Source organism: Mesorhizobium sp. P3_A8 (assembly GCF_056402995.1).
Genome location: NZ_JBFUGI010000011.1, coordinates 254,989 through 268,849, shown reverse-complemented (window position 1 = coordinate 268,849; position 13,861 = coordinate 254,989). Strand labels below are relative to the sequence as shown.

Sequence of the window (13,861 nt, the reverse complement as noted above, 5' to 3'; positions counted from 1 at the left end):
TCGGCCGGCAAAGATATCTCATTTCACGCCCCTATCACGCCAGCGCGTCAGTTTCGGAAAACGCGAGCGGAGCCTCCGAACTGTTTCTGAAGAGGCAACCTCAGACGGGTGCAACCAGGGAGGACGATTTGCCATTTGTCGCGCCAAGTGACGCTCCAACCTGCGCTGATGTTGTGCAGGGCCGGATGTGTCACGCTGCGCTGGACTTGGAGCACGAAGATCCGGTTGTTACGGCACTGGAATGCGTCCGAGGAAACTCGTTGTCTCGCAACAAAAATAACTTTCACCCGATTGAGCCGCAGAGTTTGAAAGTATTTTATTATTCCGCCTCATCCGATAAAACCGTATCGGAAAAGTCGGAAACCAAATACGGACGCCGCTTAGGTAACAAAGACTATTATTTATATTTGAATCATGATTATGTTCCGTTTGGGCACTTGTCAGGGTTGGGTAGACCCATGTTGCGGGTCAGGCTTTTTGGACCAATGCAGGTTCGTGGGCTGGATGGTCGGGATCTTACCCCTCCCACCCAGAAGGCTCGCGCGATTCTGGCAATGGTGATGGTGGCGGACGGCGGGCGGCGTTCCCGCAGCTGGTTGATCGATCACCTCTGGAGTGAAAAGTCGCGGCCTCAGGGTCAAACGAGTCTTCGCCAGTCGCTGAAGGAAATCCGCAAGGCTCTCACGCCTGCTTACTCCGACGTGCTGAAGATCGACAATTTTGTCATCGAAATTGACCTCGATAAATGTATCTTCGAAGGCTCTTCAGACGCTGCTCCTGTAATTGAGAACTTTCTTGAAGGGATCGACATTGCCGATCCTGAATTTGAGGAATGGCTGACACTTGAGCGCAGTCGCTGGCAAAAAAGCGAGCCGCTGAAGGAAGCCGGCGCCGAGGTGGGCAGGCTGGAGGAGCGGGCTCCAGCCAGATTCGGTCTCCGGATTGATCCCGTCATTGTGTCCGGTCTCGATCGCGAAGAAGACATGCTGGCCGACGTCATCGTCGACAGGATTGTGGCTGGATTGGTTGAGGACGGCTTTCGCGATTTCCTTGATCGGCGGAAAAACGGCATTACGCTGCTCGCTTCTCGCGATGCTCACGTGCAGCACTCGCTATGCCTGCGATGCTCCGTGCGCCGTGTTCGCGACACTGCGCGCATCACTCTTGCCTTGGTCGACGTGGCCGAGGAACAGACGCTCTGGCTGCGTGTTTTCGACGCGGCAACATCCGCGGTGCGCCAAGAACGCGATGCCGATCTCGCCGCGGGCCTGGCGCAGTGCATCGATCGGATCTGGCTGGAGAAAGAGAATGTGGCCCGCCTCCGCAAGCTCGGGGAGGATGGCGCCGACACCATGCGTTCGGCGGTCCAGGACATGTTCGAGCTCGGTCTTGGCGATCTTGCGCGCGCCGAGAAGGACCTGAGGCGGCTGATCCCGACCCGATATGGCGCCTTGGCCTCGGCCTGGCTGGCCTTTCTTATTACTTTCAGGGTCGGCCAGCGTTTTGTCCGGCACGATACTGCGTTGCACGAGGAAGCAAGAGATTTGATAGAACGCGCTCTCGAGCGCGATCCCGGCAATTCTGTCGTTCTGGCCTTGGCCGGTCATGTGCATAGCTACCTTTTCGGCAACTATGTGCGCGCCGCCGAGTTGTTCGAGCAAGCAATTCGCATCAACCCAGGGCGAGCACTTGCCTGGGATCTTTACTCCGTGTTGCATGCCTATATCGGCCGGCCGCAACCCGGGCTTCAATGCGCCCTCTTTGCGCGCCATCTCGGCGCCAACAGCCTCTATCGCTACTATTTCGACACATCGTGCCTGATCACGGCGAGCTTGCTTGGGCGGCATGATCTGGCAATCCGCCATGGTGAGGCGGTGCTCGATGTTCGGCCGGATTTCAATTCGGTGCTTCGCTTCCTTACGTCGAGTTACGGCCATTCGGGGGCACGGCAGAAGGCGGCTCAAACGCGCGAACGGCTTCTGGCCGTGGAGCCGTCATTTTCTGTCGAGTCGCTGCGAGACGCCCGGTATCCGGGCCTCGATACACAGGCAGGGCACTATTTTCTACGGGGTTTGAAGAAGGCAGGGATAAGGGAGGTCGCCATATGAGCAAGGAACAGGAAATCACCATCGATGTCGGCCCGGCGAAGGACGGACCTGGAAAGATAATTCTCGGTGAACTCAATCGCAGCGGATTGTGGATACGTGCTGGGGAGATTTTTTCCTTTGTTGCTGAATCGTCACTATTATCGCACGACGAAGTATTTAGAGCATCTGGATCCATTTCTCTTAATAAAAACAAAACTAAAAATAAGAACAAAAACAAGAACAAGAACAAAAACAAGAACAAAGCAGCTGGCGATATCGAGGTTGGACAGCTGGCGTTCGGCTTGTCCCCCTATCGCGAGCTGCGAAGGTTGCATGATGTCAAGAACATGGCGCCAGAAGCAGACATCAAGGCCGGTTTCTACCTTTGGCAGGTTGTTGGTCTCCCCATGCCTCCAGGCCCTGATCAGACTCGTCTTGAAATCGAAAATCTTTTGGCAAAGCAGTATAATGTCGATGAGCGTAAGAACAGAAGAGAGGAGATAGAGCGCCAAGATACGCTCGATCTTTCAGATTTCACCAGGCCTTTGTATATTGAGAATGTCGCCGGGTTTGAGGCGACAGAATCTCTTTTCTCCACCATTCTTCAGATTTGCGAGTATGTCGGACTGCAGTACAAGGACATGTATGGCCGCACCAGGCCGAGCATGATCGATCCGACTTTGCGGCCCATGCTGCCGGTACCGCCGCATCTTTCCTATCCATCCAATCATGCCTTCCAGTGTACTTCGCTGGCGCTGGTGTTCGAGCGCTTCTTTCCGCAGCATCCGGCGACCGAGGAATTGCACCGCATCGCCGCGCGGGTCGCGGAGAATCGTGAATGGGCAGGCCTTCACTATGAGAGCGACACCGCCGGCGGGAGGCTTCTGGCGGAAAGGTTTCTGCCTTTCCTTGTGGATGCCTGCAGCGAGTTGATGCGCGAAGCGCAGTCTGAATGGAATTGAGGGGGATACTCAAATGACACAAACTAGGGCGCCCGTACGTGCCTATCGGGCTTTTTGGCACTTGCATGCCATAGGGGTTCTTTCGGTTGATCCGAAGAACCCTTCGGGAAACTACACGAGCGCAATCTGGGAGCAGTTGGAGGGCTCTCCGGCAGCCAAGGTGGCGCTGATCGACACGGGTGTCGACACAGCCCATGTCTATCTGAAGGACAGAATAGTTATAGATGAGGTGCTGGATCTCACCGGCATGCCGATCAAGGTCGTGGAAAAAAAGGCAGCCCGACTGGCATCGGGGCCGTTCAGCGAGTTCCCCACAAAACTGGACGAGTTGGGTGTGTCGCTTGATGATGCCGATATGGCCCAGTTGAAGAGCTTTCTCGATGACAACAAGGACTGCGCCCCCTTTGATTCAGGTGCGCCAAAAACGGCGAATCTGAACTTCTCGTCGCACGGGACATCGTGCGCCGGGCTGGTGGTGGGACGAACGCCAGTTCCCGAAAAGAGCGGACAGCCAGCACCGGCGCCGACTGCTTATTTTGGTGTCGATCCATTCAGCAAGCTGATTTCGGTGACAACGTCTTTCGCACCGCGGCCGGAGCCGTTGATTCTTGCTTTTCTGTTCGCATGGGTGAAGGGGGCGGATGCCATCCTGTTCCCACGGGGATTGCCGGACGATCTGCTCGACAAGAGTGCGAACTGCGCGCCAGGCTGGCGTATTCTTCGCGAAGTCATCCTCGCGGTGTCGCGGAAGATCCCCATCATTTGTGCGGCCGGCAATGATGCAGAAAGCCGGCTGATCGCGCCCGCCGCACTGGCTGGCGCCGCGTGGAGTCCGAATGGCGTGATTGCCGTCGGGGCGATGAACTTCCGCGGCATTCGGTCATCGTACAGCTCATACGACGAAGATCTGACGGTCTGTGCGCCGAGCGATGACGGCGAAATATTTGACGTCGACCAGTACCGCCTCGACCAGACCGACCGGACCTATCCGGACTATCCCTACGTCGCAACGCTCAAACAAAACGGCTTTCACGAACAGCCCGAGACGGTCAGTGGCGATGAGGTCTCTCACAATGATCCTGAATTTGATCTCAAATCCAATCTCTTCGCCGAACAAACGATCATGGCCATCGACATTCCAGGCCCGTTCGGCTTCGAAGGCAGCGGAAGCAACTTAGGCTACAAGGATCTCTCCAATACGCAGTTCTCGGGCGATTTCACTGAGTTTGGTGGTACATCCGCGGCATCCGCGATCGTGGCAGGGGCGGCCGCTCTGATACAGCGCAAGATGAAGAAAATGCATCCAAAGGACCAGAACGCCCGGCTGAACGGCCTGGAGGTCAAGGCCCTTTTGAAATCCACAGCGCGGACAATGAAGCTTCCGCATCTCGATTTGGAACATCTGCCATCTCCCGCAACCGGCAATCTGATAGCGGATCACATCAACGGAAGGTCCTTGACACGCCAGCAGGCATTTGGTGCCGGATTGGTGGATGTGGATGCCGCGGTGAAAGCGGTCAAATAAAGGATTGGCGTTTTCGCAGCTTTTGCTGATGCTCGCGAGAAATGTCCGACTTGGCAATAGAGAAAGGGCCCGGAGCGAACGCTCCGGGCCCTTTCTTCCAGTCCGCTGGGAGGATGCGCGACCGACTAACCTTGCTTCTCGACTTCTGGCTTCGACCGCTCGAATTTGGACAGAGCCGAGAGCCCGCCATAGGTCACGATAAGTTGCACGAGCATCTCGTAGATCTTGGGATCGATCGTCAGCATCGATGTCTGATGCAGGACTGTCAGCGCGGCGTAGGCTGCGCCGGCGATCAGCGTTTTCTTTCCAACCAGGTATTTACCGCCCAAGGCGACGTCGATGGCAGTCATGGCAGGTTCTTCCTTCGTGACAGGGGTTTGGTTCGAGGCAGGAATGGTTGTGGCAATGCCGGCGGCGTCAGGCGCGAGTTTGGCAACCATGCCAAGCGCCGCGACAGGAACGCTCTCGCCGCCGGCCGCCGCGTTCGCCGCGGCGGTGATATCGTTCAGCCGGTTCATCCAGCCTTTTCCGAAGACCGGCCAGATCGACAAGCTGCGATAAAACTCCTCATAGATGGCCGAGAAATCGCTGACGAGACGGACTTGCCCGGCGGTGTCCGCGGCAGCGATCGTCTTGGCCCCGATCGCGCCATCCTCGGAAAGCGCCGCACCTTGGCGGTTGAGCGCGCGTTGCAGAAAAATTCCGCCGCGCTTCGGGCCGGAATTGACGCCGCAATTGTAGCTCATCAGCGCCGCCGGATAGGGGATCTCGTCGAGGCGCATCGGACGCCAGTAGCGGGCGTAGAAAATCCGCCGAGCCTCCTCACGCGTCAGGTTGCGTACATCCTCGACGCTGACCGGATGGCCGCGCCAGTCCGAAAGGACCGCCTGCGTGATGCCGAAGTTCGTCGCGCCACCGGGATCGCTTGGATGGTTTGAGAAGCCACCCTCCCATTTTTCGATGAGCACGTGCGCTTTGATGAAGGCGTCCGTCCACATTGCAGGCGGGGTTGTGTCTCCGGTTTCGCCGATGCCGCCCGCCGCCGCCCCGCCGCCCGCCGGAGTCGCGACGCCGTCGGTGCGAACGGTCGCCCAGTTGATGCCGGCCGCAAGATCGGCGGGTGAGGCGTCGATCTCGAAGTGCATGGTGTCGATCTTTGTCTTCCAGTTCCCCCATTCCAGCGGCCGCATGCCGGCGTTGGTGCGAATGGCCAGAATGTCGTCAATCATCTGCCGGGTCATGTCTGTGTCGGCCAGATCATTTTTGACATCCTTGGCGCGCGCAGCCTGCGTGGCCTTGGACGAGAACCGGACCGGGCTTTTTGGCTTGGTGTTGACCGGATTGGTGTCCCAGTTGAGGTCGAGCGCCACGCCATAGGCGTGCAGGCTCTTCAGCGATGTGCCTGCAATATTGCGGTCGGCGTAGGTTCCGGTGTCGCCGGCGCGGACCTCGTAGCCGTGCGCCTTGAGGATCGCGTCGAGGGCCTGCCATGTTTCCTTGGTTTCCGGAGCGACCAGACACGAAACGCCTCCGAACGAAGTGTGCTCCATCTTTGAAGGCGCGGCCTCGTAGGCTTTCCACGCCTTGCGCATTTCTGCTGAAGTCAATGCCATTGCCATTCTCCTCATTGTTTGGGGCTGTTGCCCGTGCTGCGAATGCGCGCGCTTCACAGAAGCGGAAGGATCGAGGCCACCCAGGCAATGATCTGCGCGGCCTGGGTGGCAGAAACCGTGAAACTGTCGACCTGATTGCGAACCCAGTTGAGGTCCTTGATGGCGGTATCGAAGTTGCCCGCGAGCGGCACATATTTGGCCGCCGCGTTTTTGAGCTTTTGTTCGGCGATGGCGACGAGCTCGCCATCGACCTTGAGGATCAGCGAGCGAAGTCGGGAGCGGCGGGCCGCGCTTGGCTCGTTCGCCCAAGCCGTGCTCAGTGCATCGCTGACCTGCTGCAACGCAGCCTGTGCCTCGGAAAGGTTCATTTCGACAAACTCCTCAGTTGGTGTGCAGGATGGAAAGCGCGGCGACGATCGCATCCGACGCGGCAAGGAAATCGGCCAGGGCGCGATCGCTGTCGGACGACGTCACGAGTGCATGATGTGCGTCGGCGAGTTTCTGCAACGCGTCGGGGATTCGGCTTAACGTCGCCAGCAGCGCCTTGGTGTTTCGCTCGCGTGCGATCACCTCTTCGTAGTCGGCACGAAGAATCGTTGAGCTGTTACGGCGATCCGCGCGCAGCAATTGCAGAAGATCGCTTCGGACCATCGTCAGGCCTTTCGCGTTCCGCACGGGGGCGGTCGACAGCAATTCGAAATCGGCTTTGAGCAACTGGACCGCCTGACGAAGCTGTGGGTCGGTCTGGACCATGACTGTGCGCATGCGTGCCGCGAGTGCAGCATCCGCGCCCAGGCGGATGAAACCCGCGACGAGGTTTGGCGCTGCGTTCGCCGCAGTCGGGATGGATGCGCCTCTCGCGGACGAGAGGGTCAGAACGCTTGCAGCCAGAGTCTTGCCGCTCGCCGCAGCCTTTTCGGCCGCTCCCGGTTCGCCGGTCTTCGACAGCGCCTCGGCATACTCGCCGATGGCTTCGATCATGCGCAGCCGCACGCCCCATTGCGCCGGGGAGTTAACCGGGATCGCATTGTAGTCGGGCATGAACGTGGCGCTTTTTTCGAGATAGGCCACGACGCCTTCCTCTTCGGCCCGCTGCCTGGCGATATCAAGATTGGCTGCATAGGCGGCTTTGCCGGCGACAGAGATTTCGGAAGCTGCAGCACCGAAGGCAGCAATGCGCGCCTGTTGCGGGTAGTTTGCGCAGCCAGTTGTAAAGAGCATCGCGCCAAGAAAGATCGCCCCGCACCGTCTTGCCGTTGAATCGCCTGTCAATGTCCCCATCGCTTCCTCCTGAAATGTCATGAACACTTCACGGCAGAAGCGTGAGATGGGCGTGATTTCACCCTAAGCGGCTGATTTTGTGGAGTTTAAGTTGCGCGGTTCACCAGAGCCAACGTCCGCTCGGCAAGGGTGCGGTTCCAAGCATCCAGCGTCAGCTGTTCGGCGCGGTTGTCGTCGGCTTGAGGTTGATGTCGGCGCAAGCAATCAGCGCACCGAGATGATCCTCTGACCTGGAGACTGCATCCAGTTTGAATCCTCGCTCGGGCACAATGATGTCGCCATCGACGGCAAGGAAGCCAAGGCCTTCGCCGGACGAGAAGCCTTGAGCTTTGCGCGAGGACCGCCTCCTGTAATTAGACAGCCAACAATTGGTCTCCGGCAATCCGGGGACGCTGGCGCGCAGCTCCACATAGGCCTCCATCCGACCAGAAAGTTCAACGGCGCCTCACGGTCGCCGAAGAACGGTTCGCATTCAGCGTCAAAAATACGAAGCGGGATTGCGCTACAAATGCTCTTGTTGTACGAACGTTCAACAAGAGCATTTGCGGGTACCTGCCGTGGTACGAACCGAGTTTCCCTTTGCCGTCGAAACCGTCGATCCGCTGTGGATCATGCTGGCCGACGGCACCCGCATTGCCGCGACGCTGTGGCGTCCGCGCACCGTGGACAAGGTGCCTGTCGTCGTCGAGATGGTGCCTTATCGCCGCCGTGACGGCACCGTGGCCCGCGACATCGACATCCACCCCTGGCTTGCCGGCCATGGCATTGCCTGCGCCCGTATCGACATCAGGGGCTCGGGCGATTCCGACGGCGACCTCGCCGACGAATATCTGCCGCGCGAACAGGAAGACGCCTGCGAGATCATTGCCCATCTGGCAGCCCAGGCCTGGTGCAACGGCAATGTCGGCATGACCGGCATTTCATGGGGCGGCTTCAATGCGCTGCAGGTCGCGGCGCGCCGGCCGCCGGCCTTGAAAGCCATCATCACCAACTGCGCCACCGACGACCGCTACGCCGACGACATCCACTATATGGGCGGCGCGCTGCTGACCGAGCAGGAGATGTGGTCGAACTTCATGCTGGTGAAGAAGGCGATGGCGCCCGACCCGCAGATCGTCGGCGACGCCTGGCACGCCATGTGGATGAGCCGCCTCGCGGCGACGAACTCACTTTCGGAAGTGTGGCTCGCGCACCAGCGCCGTGACGATTACTGGCGGCAGGGTTCCGTGTGCGAGGATCACGCGGCGATCGAATGCGCTGTTTTGGCCGTCTGCGGCTGGGAGGACAGCTATTCGAACTTCGTGCCGCGCCTGCTCGAACATTTGCCGGGACCGAAGCTTGGCATTGTCGGCCCATGGTCGCATGCCTATCCCTGCCGCGGCGCGCCGGGTCCGTTGATCGGCTATCTGCAGGAGGCGCTGCGCTGGTGGCGTCACTGGCTGTGCGGCGAAGACACCGGCATCATGGATGAGCCGCTCTACCGCGTCTGGGTGACGGGCGAGGAGCGGCCGCAACCTTTTTATCTGCCCAATCATGCAGGCAACTGGGCTGCCGAGGATCAATGGCCGTCGCCGCGCATCGAGCGCCGCGCTCTGCATCTGAATGCCGCCGGGTTGAGTAATGAACCCGCACCGGGAGCGACGCTTTCAGTACGTTCGCCCGCCACCGCCGGGCGCGATTGCGGCCGCTGGGGCGGCTATGGCGGCTCCTGTCCGGACATGCCCATCGACCAGCGCCGCGAGGACGGCATGGCGCTGTGCTTCGATACGCAACCGCTCGACGATGACATCACCTTGCTGGGCGCACCCGAGCTCGATCTGCTCGTCACTGTCGACCAGCCGCATGTCAATCTCGCCGCCCGGCTCTGCGATGTTTATCCCGACGGCGCTTCGGCGCTGATGACTTACGGCGTGCTCAATCTCAGCCACCGCGACAGCCACGAGCATCCCACCCCGTGCCCGGTCGGAACGCCTTTCCGCGTGCGGCTGAAACTCAACGATTTTGGCCGCACTGTGCCTAAGGGCCATCGCATCCGGCTGTCGCTGGCCAACCAGCATTGGCCGATCCTGTGGCCACAGCCGAAGCTGTCGACGCTGTCGGTCACGACCGGCGACAGCACGGTGATGCTTCCGGTGCGCCCGCCGTCGGCTCGCGACCGCGATGTCCGCTTCGAGCCCGCCGAAACCGCGCCGCCGGTTCCGACCACGACATTGGACGAGGGTTCTGATCGCCGCATCGTAACCGAGGATGTCGGCTCTGGCATGCAGACCATCGCGCTGTCCTCCGACCACGGCCGCAGGTGCTATGACGATCGCGCCATCACCGTCTCCTCGGCCAACAGCGATACGATGAGCATCCGTGCCGACGATCCGCTGTCGGCAAAACTCGTCACCGAATATCGCTGGGCGATTGCCAGCGGCGAGGCCGACACCGAAGCAATCGCGATGACCGAGCTGACATCCGATGAAACCCATTTCAACCTGAGTTGGCGGCTTGAGGCGCGAGAACGGGGCACGCTCGTCCACAGCGCCTCGGCAACCCGGCGCATCAGGCGCGATTTCGCCTGAGGAAAGGAGGGGAGACCATGCTTGCATATGCAGTGAAGCGCATCGGTCTCGGCCTCCTGATCCTCGTGCTTGTCATGGTCGCGATGTATGCGGCTGTCTTCCTGGTGCCGGGCGATCCGGCAACCGTGGCGCTTGGCCCGCGTGCCACGCCGGAACTGAAGCGGCTGCTGATCGAGCGCATGGGCCTCGACCAGCCGGTCTGGTGGCAGATCATCGAATTCTTCCGAAACGCGCTCACCGGCAATCTCGGTTATGACGTGTGGTCGAACCGGCCCGTTTCCACACTGGTGCTGGAAGCGCTGCCGAACACGCTGATCCTCGGGCTGACGGCGCTTACCGTCGCGCTCCTTATCGGCGTGCCGCTCGGCTGCCTGTCGGTGATGCGGCGCGGTACGGCGGCCGATGCCGTCATCGGCGTGCTCTCGGTCGGTGTCATTGCCGTGCCGTCCTTCGTCGTCGCCATCTATTCGCTGCTGCTGTTTGCCGTCACGTTGCGCTGGCTGCCGGCCATCGGCGCCGGCGAGGCTGGCGACTTCGTCAGCCAGGCCAAGGCGCTGGTCATGCCGGCGGCGGCGATCGCGCTCGGCTGGATCGGTTACATCGCCCGCATGGTGCGCGCCTCGATGATGGAGGTGATGGGCGAACCGCACATCCGCACCGCGCGATCGTTTGGTCTGCCTGAGTGGAAGATCGTCTCCAAATACGCGCTGCGCATCGCCATCATCCCGACCATCTCGCTGGTCGCCGTCGGGCTTGGCAGCATCCTGTCCAGCGCCGTCTTCGTCGAGGCAGTGTTCGCCCGGCCCGGTATCGGCAAGCTGATCACCGACGCCGTCAACACCCGCAACTATCCGGTCGTTATGGGCACGGTGCTGATCATGACCGCCATTTACGTCTCCATCACCATTGCCGCCGATCTTTTGATCGCGCGGCTCGATCCGAGGGTGCGCGATGTCTTCCGTGGCTGATGCCTCGTTGTCCGTTCCGGGCCGACAACGGTTTCCGCTGCTGCGCGCATTGCTTGCCGATCCGTTCACCTGCGTGGCGCTGATCCTGGTCACCGGCTTCCTCGTCACCGCCGTCTTTGCGCCATGGCTGGCGCCCTATTCGCCGGTCAAGATCGACGTGTTGCACAAGCTGCAGCCGCCATCGGTGGAGCATTGGTTCGGCACCGATCATCTCGGCCGCGATCTGCTGTCGCGGGTCATCTACGGCGCGCGCACGGCGCTGACGATCGCCATTGTGTCGGTGGCCATCGCCGGCGCCATCGGCCTGCTGCTCGGGCTGATCGCCGGCTACGGCCCGCGCTGGCTGGATGCCATCCTGGTGCTGACGTTCGACAGCCTGAACTCGCTGCCGATGATCATGTTCGCGCTCGCCATCATCACCGTGCTCGGCGCCGGCACCGGCACGCTGATCATCGTCATCGCCGCGACCTCGTTTCCAAGCTATGCCCGGCTGATCCGGGCGCAGACGTTGGCGCTGAAGAACAGCGACTATATCCTCGCCGAACGGCTGATCGATGCCAGTGCCGCGCGCATCATCTTCATCCACCTTCTGCCCAATGTGGTGGGACCGCTGATCATCCTTCTGTCGATGGACATTCCGGTCGTCATCATGGTCGAGGCCGGTTTGAGTTTCCTCGGCCTGGGTGTGCGGCCGCCGACGCCGTCCTGGGGCTCGATCCTTTATGACGGCTACACCTCGATCCGCGCCGCTCCCTTCATGGTCATCTTCGGCGGGCTGCCATTGGTGCTGGCGACGCTCGGCTTCACCTTCCTCGGCGAAGGCCTGCGCGACTATCTCGATCCGCGCCTGCAATTGCGGAGGCCGGCATGACCGGCTCGCTCGCCGCCAGCGATCTCAGCGTCCGCTACGAGACGCCGCATGGCGCGGTGCACGCGCTACGCCATGTCGACATCGAGGCGCATCCCGGCGAGGTCATCGGCATTGTCGGCGAGAGCGGTTGCGGCAAGTCCACGCTGGTCACTGCTCTGGCCAATCTCTTGCCGGCGAACGCCCGCGTCGACGGGTCGATCCACTACAATGGCGTCGACCTGGCGAAGCTCGACGCGCACCATCAGCGCCTGCTGCGCGGTGACGAGATCGCGCTGGTCAGCCAGGATCCGATGACGGCGTTCAATCCGGTGCTGACCATCGGCGACCAGCTCGTCGACTTCCAGCACCACCGCAAGGATCTTGGCCGGGCGCAGAAGCGGGCGCGCATCGCCGCCATGCTCGGCCGGGTCGGCATCGCGGACGCCGAACGGCGCATGCAGAGCTATCCGCACGAACTGTCCGGCGGCATGCGCCAGCGCGTCGCCATTGCCGCCGCCTTGCTGACCGATCCCGGCCTGCTCATCGCCGACGAGCCGACCACAGCGCTCGACGTCACCATGGAGGCGCAGATCATTCATCTGCTGCGCGAACTCCGGCGCGACTACAACGGCATCATCATCGTCGTCTCGCATCATCTCGGCGTCATCGCCGAGCTCTGCGACCGCGTCTATGTCATGTATGCCGGCGAGGTGGTCGAGGGCGGCGAGGTCGACGCGATTTTTCACGATGCCCAGCATCCCTACACGCAAGCGCTGCTCGCCTGCGATCCCGCCCGTTTCCACGAAAGGCTGGACAGGCTGCCGACCATTCCGGGATCACTGCCCAACCTGACCCAGCCGCCGATCGGATGCGTCTACGCACCGCGCTGCGACCGCGCCTTCGCGCCGTGTGGTTCCATCGCGCCACCACTGGTCAAGCTCGCCGCGGCCCATGTCGCGCGCTGCCACGCGGTGACGCCATGAGCCCGTTGCTCGCCGTCGAGGGCCTCTCCGTGAGCTTCACCAGGGGCGGCTTGCTCAACCGGCTGATCAATCCGTTCCCGCTGCCGGGCTTCAACGTCATTGACGGCGTGACGCTGTCGCTGATGCCGGGCGAGACGCTTGGGCTGGTCGGCGAATCCGGTTCCGGGAAGACGACGCTTGCGCGCACCATCCTGGGCCTCATACGAGCGGGCGCCGGTCGTATCGTCTTCGAGGGCAGGGACGTGGCGACGCCCGCCGATTTCCGCGCTATGCGGCGGCGCTCGGCGATGATGTTCCAGGACCCGGTCGCCTCGCTCAGCCCGCGCCTGCGCATCGGCACGCTGCTGACCGAACCGCAGATCATTCAACGGTTGCCGATGCCGGATCGCCGCGCTGCCGCCAAGGCACTGCTGGCGCTGGTCGGGTTGCCCGCGTCCTTCGTCGACCGTTTCCCGCATGAGCTGTCGGGTGGTCAGGCGCGCCGTGTCGGCGTTGCCCGCGCTCTGGCGATGAAGCCGCATCTGCTGCTCGCCGACGAGCCGACCGCCGGCCTCGATGTCTCGGTGCAGGGCGATGTGCTCAACCTGATCGGCGAGCTCAGGCGCGAACTCGGTTTCGCCGCCATGATCGTCACCCACAACCTCGCCATGATCCGCCATGTCAGCGACCGGCTGGCGATCATGTATCTCGGCCGGCTGGTCGAGACCGGACCGACGCAGGACGTGTTTTCGGCACCGATGCATCCCTATACCGCGACGCTCATCCAGTCCGAGCCGGTCCCCGATCCGCGCCGGCGCAGCCAGAACCCCGCCGTCACCGGCGAGATACCGAGCGTGTTCCGGCGTCCCTCAGGCTGCGAGTTCCACACGCGCTGCCCGATCGCACGCGACCGTTGCAAGACCGAGGCGCCGGCCTATCGGCCGATGGGCGCCGATCGGATGGTGCGCTGCCATTTCCCGCTTGAGACAGGCGGGCAAGAACGGGAAGCCTTTTCACGCGCTTCCGCAAACCAAAGGGGAAACTGA

General features: G+C 61.5%; 12 protein-coding genes. 8 read left to right on the top strand and 4 right to left on the bottom strand.

From position 1 onward, the window contains the following. Window positions 1-260 precede the first annotated feature (260 nt). The 3 genes from AC1DX4_RS25405 to AC1DX4_RS25395 are packed head-to-tail and all read left to right on the top strand — an operon-like array spanning window position 261 to window position 4,574. Window positions 261-2,108, top strand: a complete 1,848-nt coding sequence (locus AC1DX4_RS25405) for a hypothetical protein (RefSeq protein ID WP_477222916.1) — start codon at window positions 261-263, stop codon at window positions 2,106-2,108. Further along, window positions 2,105-3,049: a phosphatase PAP2 family protein gene (locus AC1DX4_RS25400; protein ID WP_477222915.1), complete on the top strand. Its 945-nt coding sequence runs from the start codon at window positions 2,105-2,107 to the stop codon at window positions 3,047-3,049. Before AC1DX4_RS25405 ends, AC1DX4_RS25400 begins: the two co-directional genes overlap by 4 nt. A 13-nt stretch (window positions 3,050-3,062) precedes the next feature. After that, window positions 3,063-4,574: a S8 family serine peptidase gene (locus tag AC1DX4_RS25395; RefSeq protein WP_477222914.1), complete on the top strand. Its 1,512-nt coding sequence runs from the start codon at window positions 3,063-3,065 to the stop codon at window positions 4,572-4,574. A gap of 125 nt (window positions 4,575-4,699) precedes the next feature. On the opposite strand, the gene AC1DX4_RS25390 is transcribed toward AC1DX4_RS25395, so the two are convergent. From AC1DX4_RS25390 to AC1DX4_RS25375, 4 genes are all read right to left on the bottom strand, one after another. Then, window positions 4,700-6,193, bottom strand: coding sequence for a glycosyl hydrolase 108 family protein (locus AC1DX4_RS25390; protein ID WP_477222913.1), 1,494 nt, complete (start codon window positions 6,191-6,193; stop codon window positions 4,700-4,702). A gap of 47 nt (window positions 6,194-6,240) precedes the next feature. After that, window positions 6,241-6,555 carry a hypothetical protein gene (locus AC1DX4_RS25385; RefSeq protein ID WP_477222912.1) on the bottom strand — a complete coding sequence of 105 codons (315 nt, stop codon included), beginning with the start codon at window positions 6,553-6,555 and terminating at the stop codon, window positions 6,241-6,243. A 13-nt stretch (window positions 6,556-6,568) separates the two neighbouring features. Then, on the bottom strand, window positions 6,569-7,489 hold the full coding sequence (locus AC1DX4_RS25380) for a hypothetical protein (protein ID WP_477222911.1): 921 nt from the start codon (window positions 7,487-7,489) through the stop codon (window positions 6,569-6,571). Window positions 7,490-7,619: 130 nt separating this feature from the next. Beyond that, the gene (locus AC1DX4_RS25375) at window positions 7,620-7,877 is read right to left on the bottom strand and encodes a hypothetical protein (protein ID WP_477222910.1); all 258 of its coding nucleotides are present in this window, start codon (window positions 7,875-7,877) and stop codon (window positions 7,620-7,622) included. Window positions 7,878-8,025: 148 nt separating this feature from the next. Between AC1DX4_RS25375 and AC1DX4_RS25370 the strand changes: the two genes are divergently transcribed. The 5 genes from AC1DX4_RS25370 to AC1DX4_RS25350 are packed head-to-tail and all read left to right on the top strand — an operon-like array spanning window position 8,026 to window position 13,861. Beyond that, complete coding sequence (locus tag AC1DX4_RS25370; RefSeq protein WP_477222909.1) at window positions 8,026-10,035, top strand: CocE/NonD family hydrolase; 2,010 nt, start codon at window positions 8,026-8,028, stop codon at window positions 10,033-10,035. 17 nt (window positions 10,036-10,052) lie between these two features. Then, entirely contained in the window at window positions 10,053-11,003 is a 951-nt protein-coding gene (locus AC1DX4_RS25365) for an ABC transporter permease (protein ID WP_064989577.1), read from the top strand. Continuing rightward, complete coding sequence (locus tag AC1DX4_RS25360; RefSeq protein ID WP_477222908.1) at window positions 10,996-11,874, top strand: ABC transporter permease; 879 nt, start codon at window positions 10,996-10,998, stop codon at window positions 11,872-11,874. The genes AC1DX4_RS25365 and AC1DX4_RS25360 overlap by 8 nt, the downstream gene beginning before the upstream one ends. Further along, window positions 11,871-12,836, top strand: a complete 966-nt coding sequence (locus AC1DX4_RS25355) for an ABC transporter ATP-binding protein (RefSeq protein WP_477222907.1) — start codon at window positions 11,871-11,873, stop codon at window positions 12,834-12,836. Before AC1DX4_RS25360 ends, AC1DX4_RS25355 begins: the two co-directional genes overlap by 4 nt. Next, entirely contained in the window at window positions 12,833-13,861 is a 1,029-nt protein-coding gene (locus AC1DX4_RS25350) for an oligopeptide/dipeptide ABC transporter ATP-binding protein (RefSeq protein ID WP_477222906.1), read from the top strand. The genes AC1DX4_RS25355 and AC1DX4_RS25350 overlap by 4 nt, the downstream gene beginning before the upstream one ends.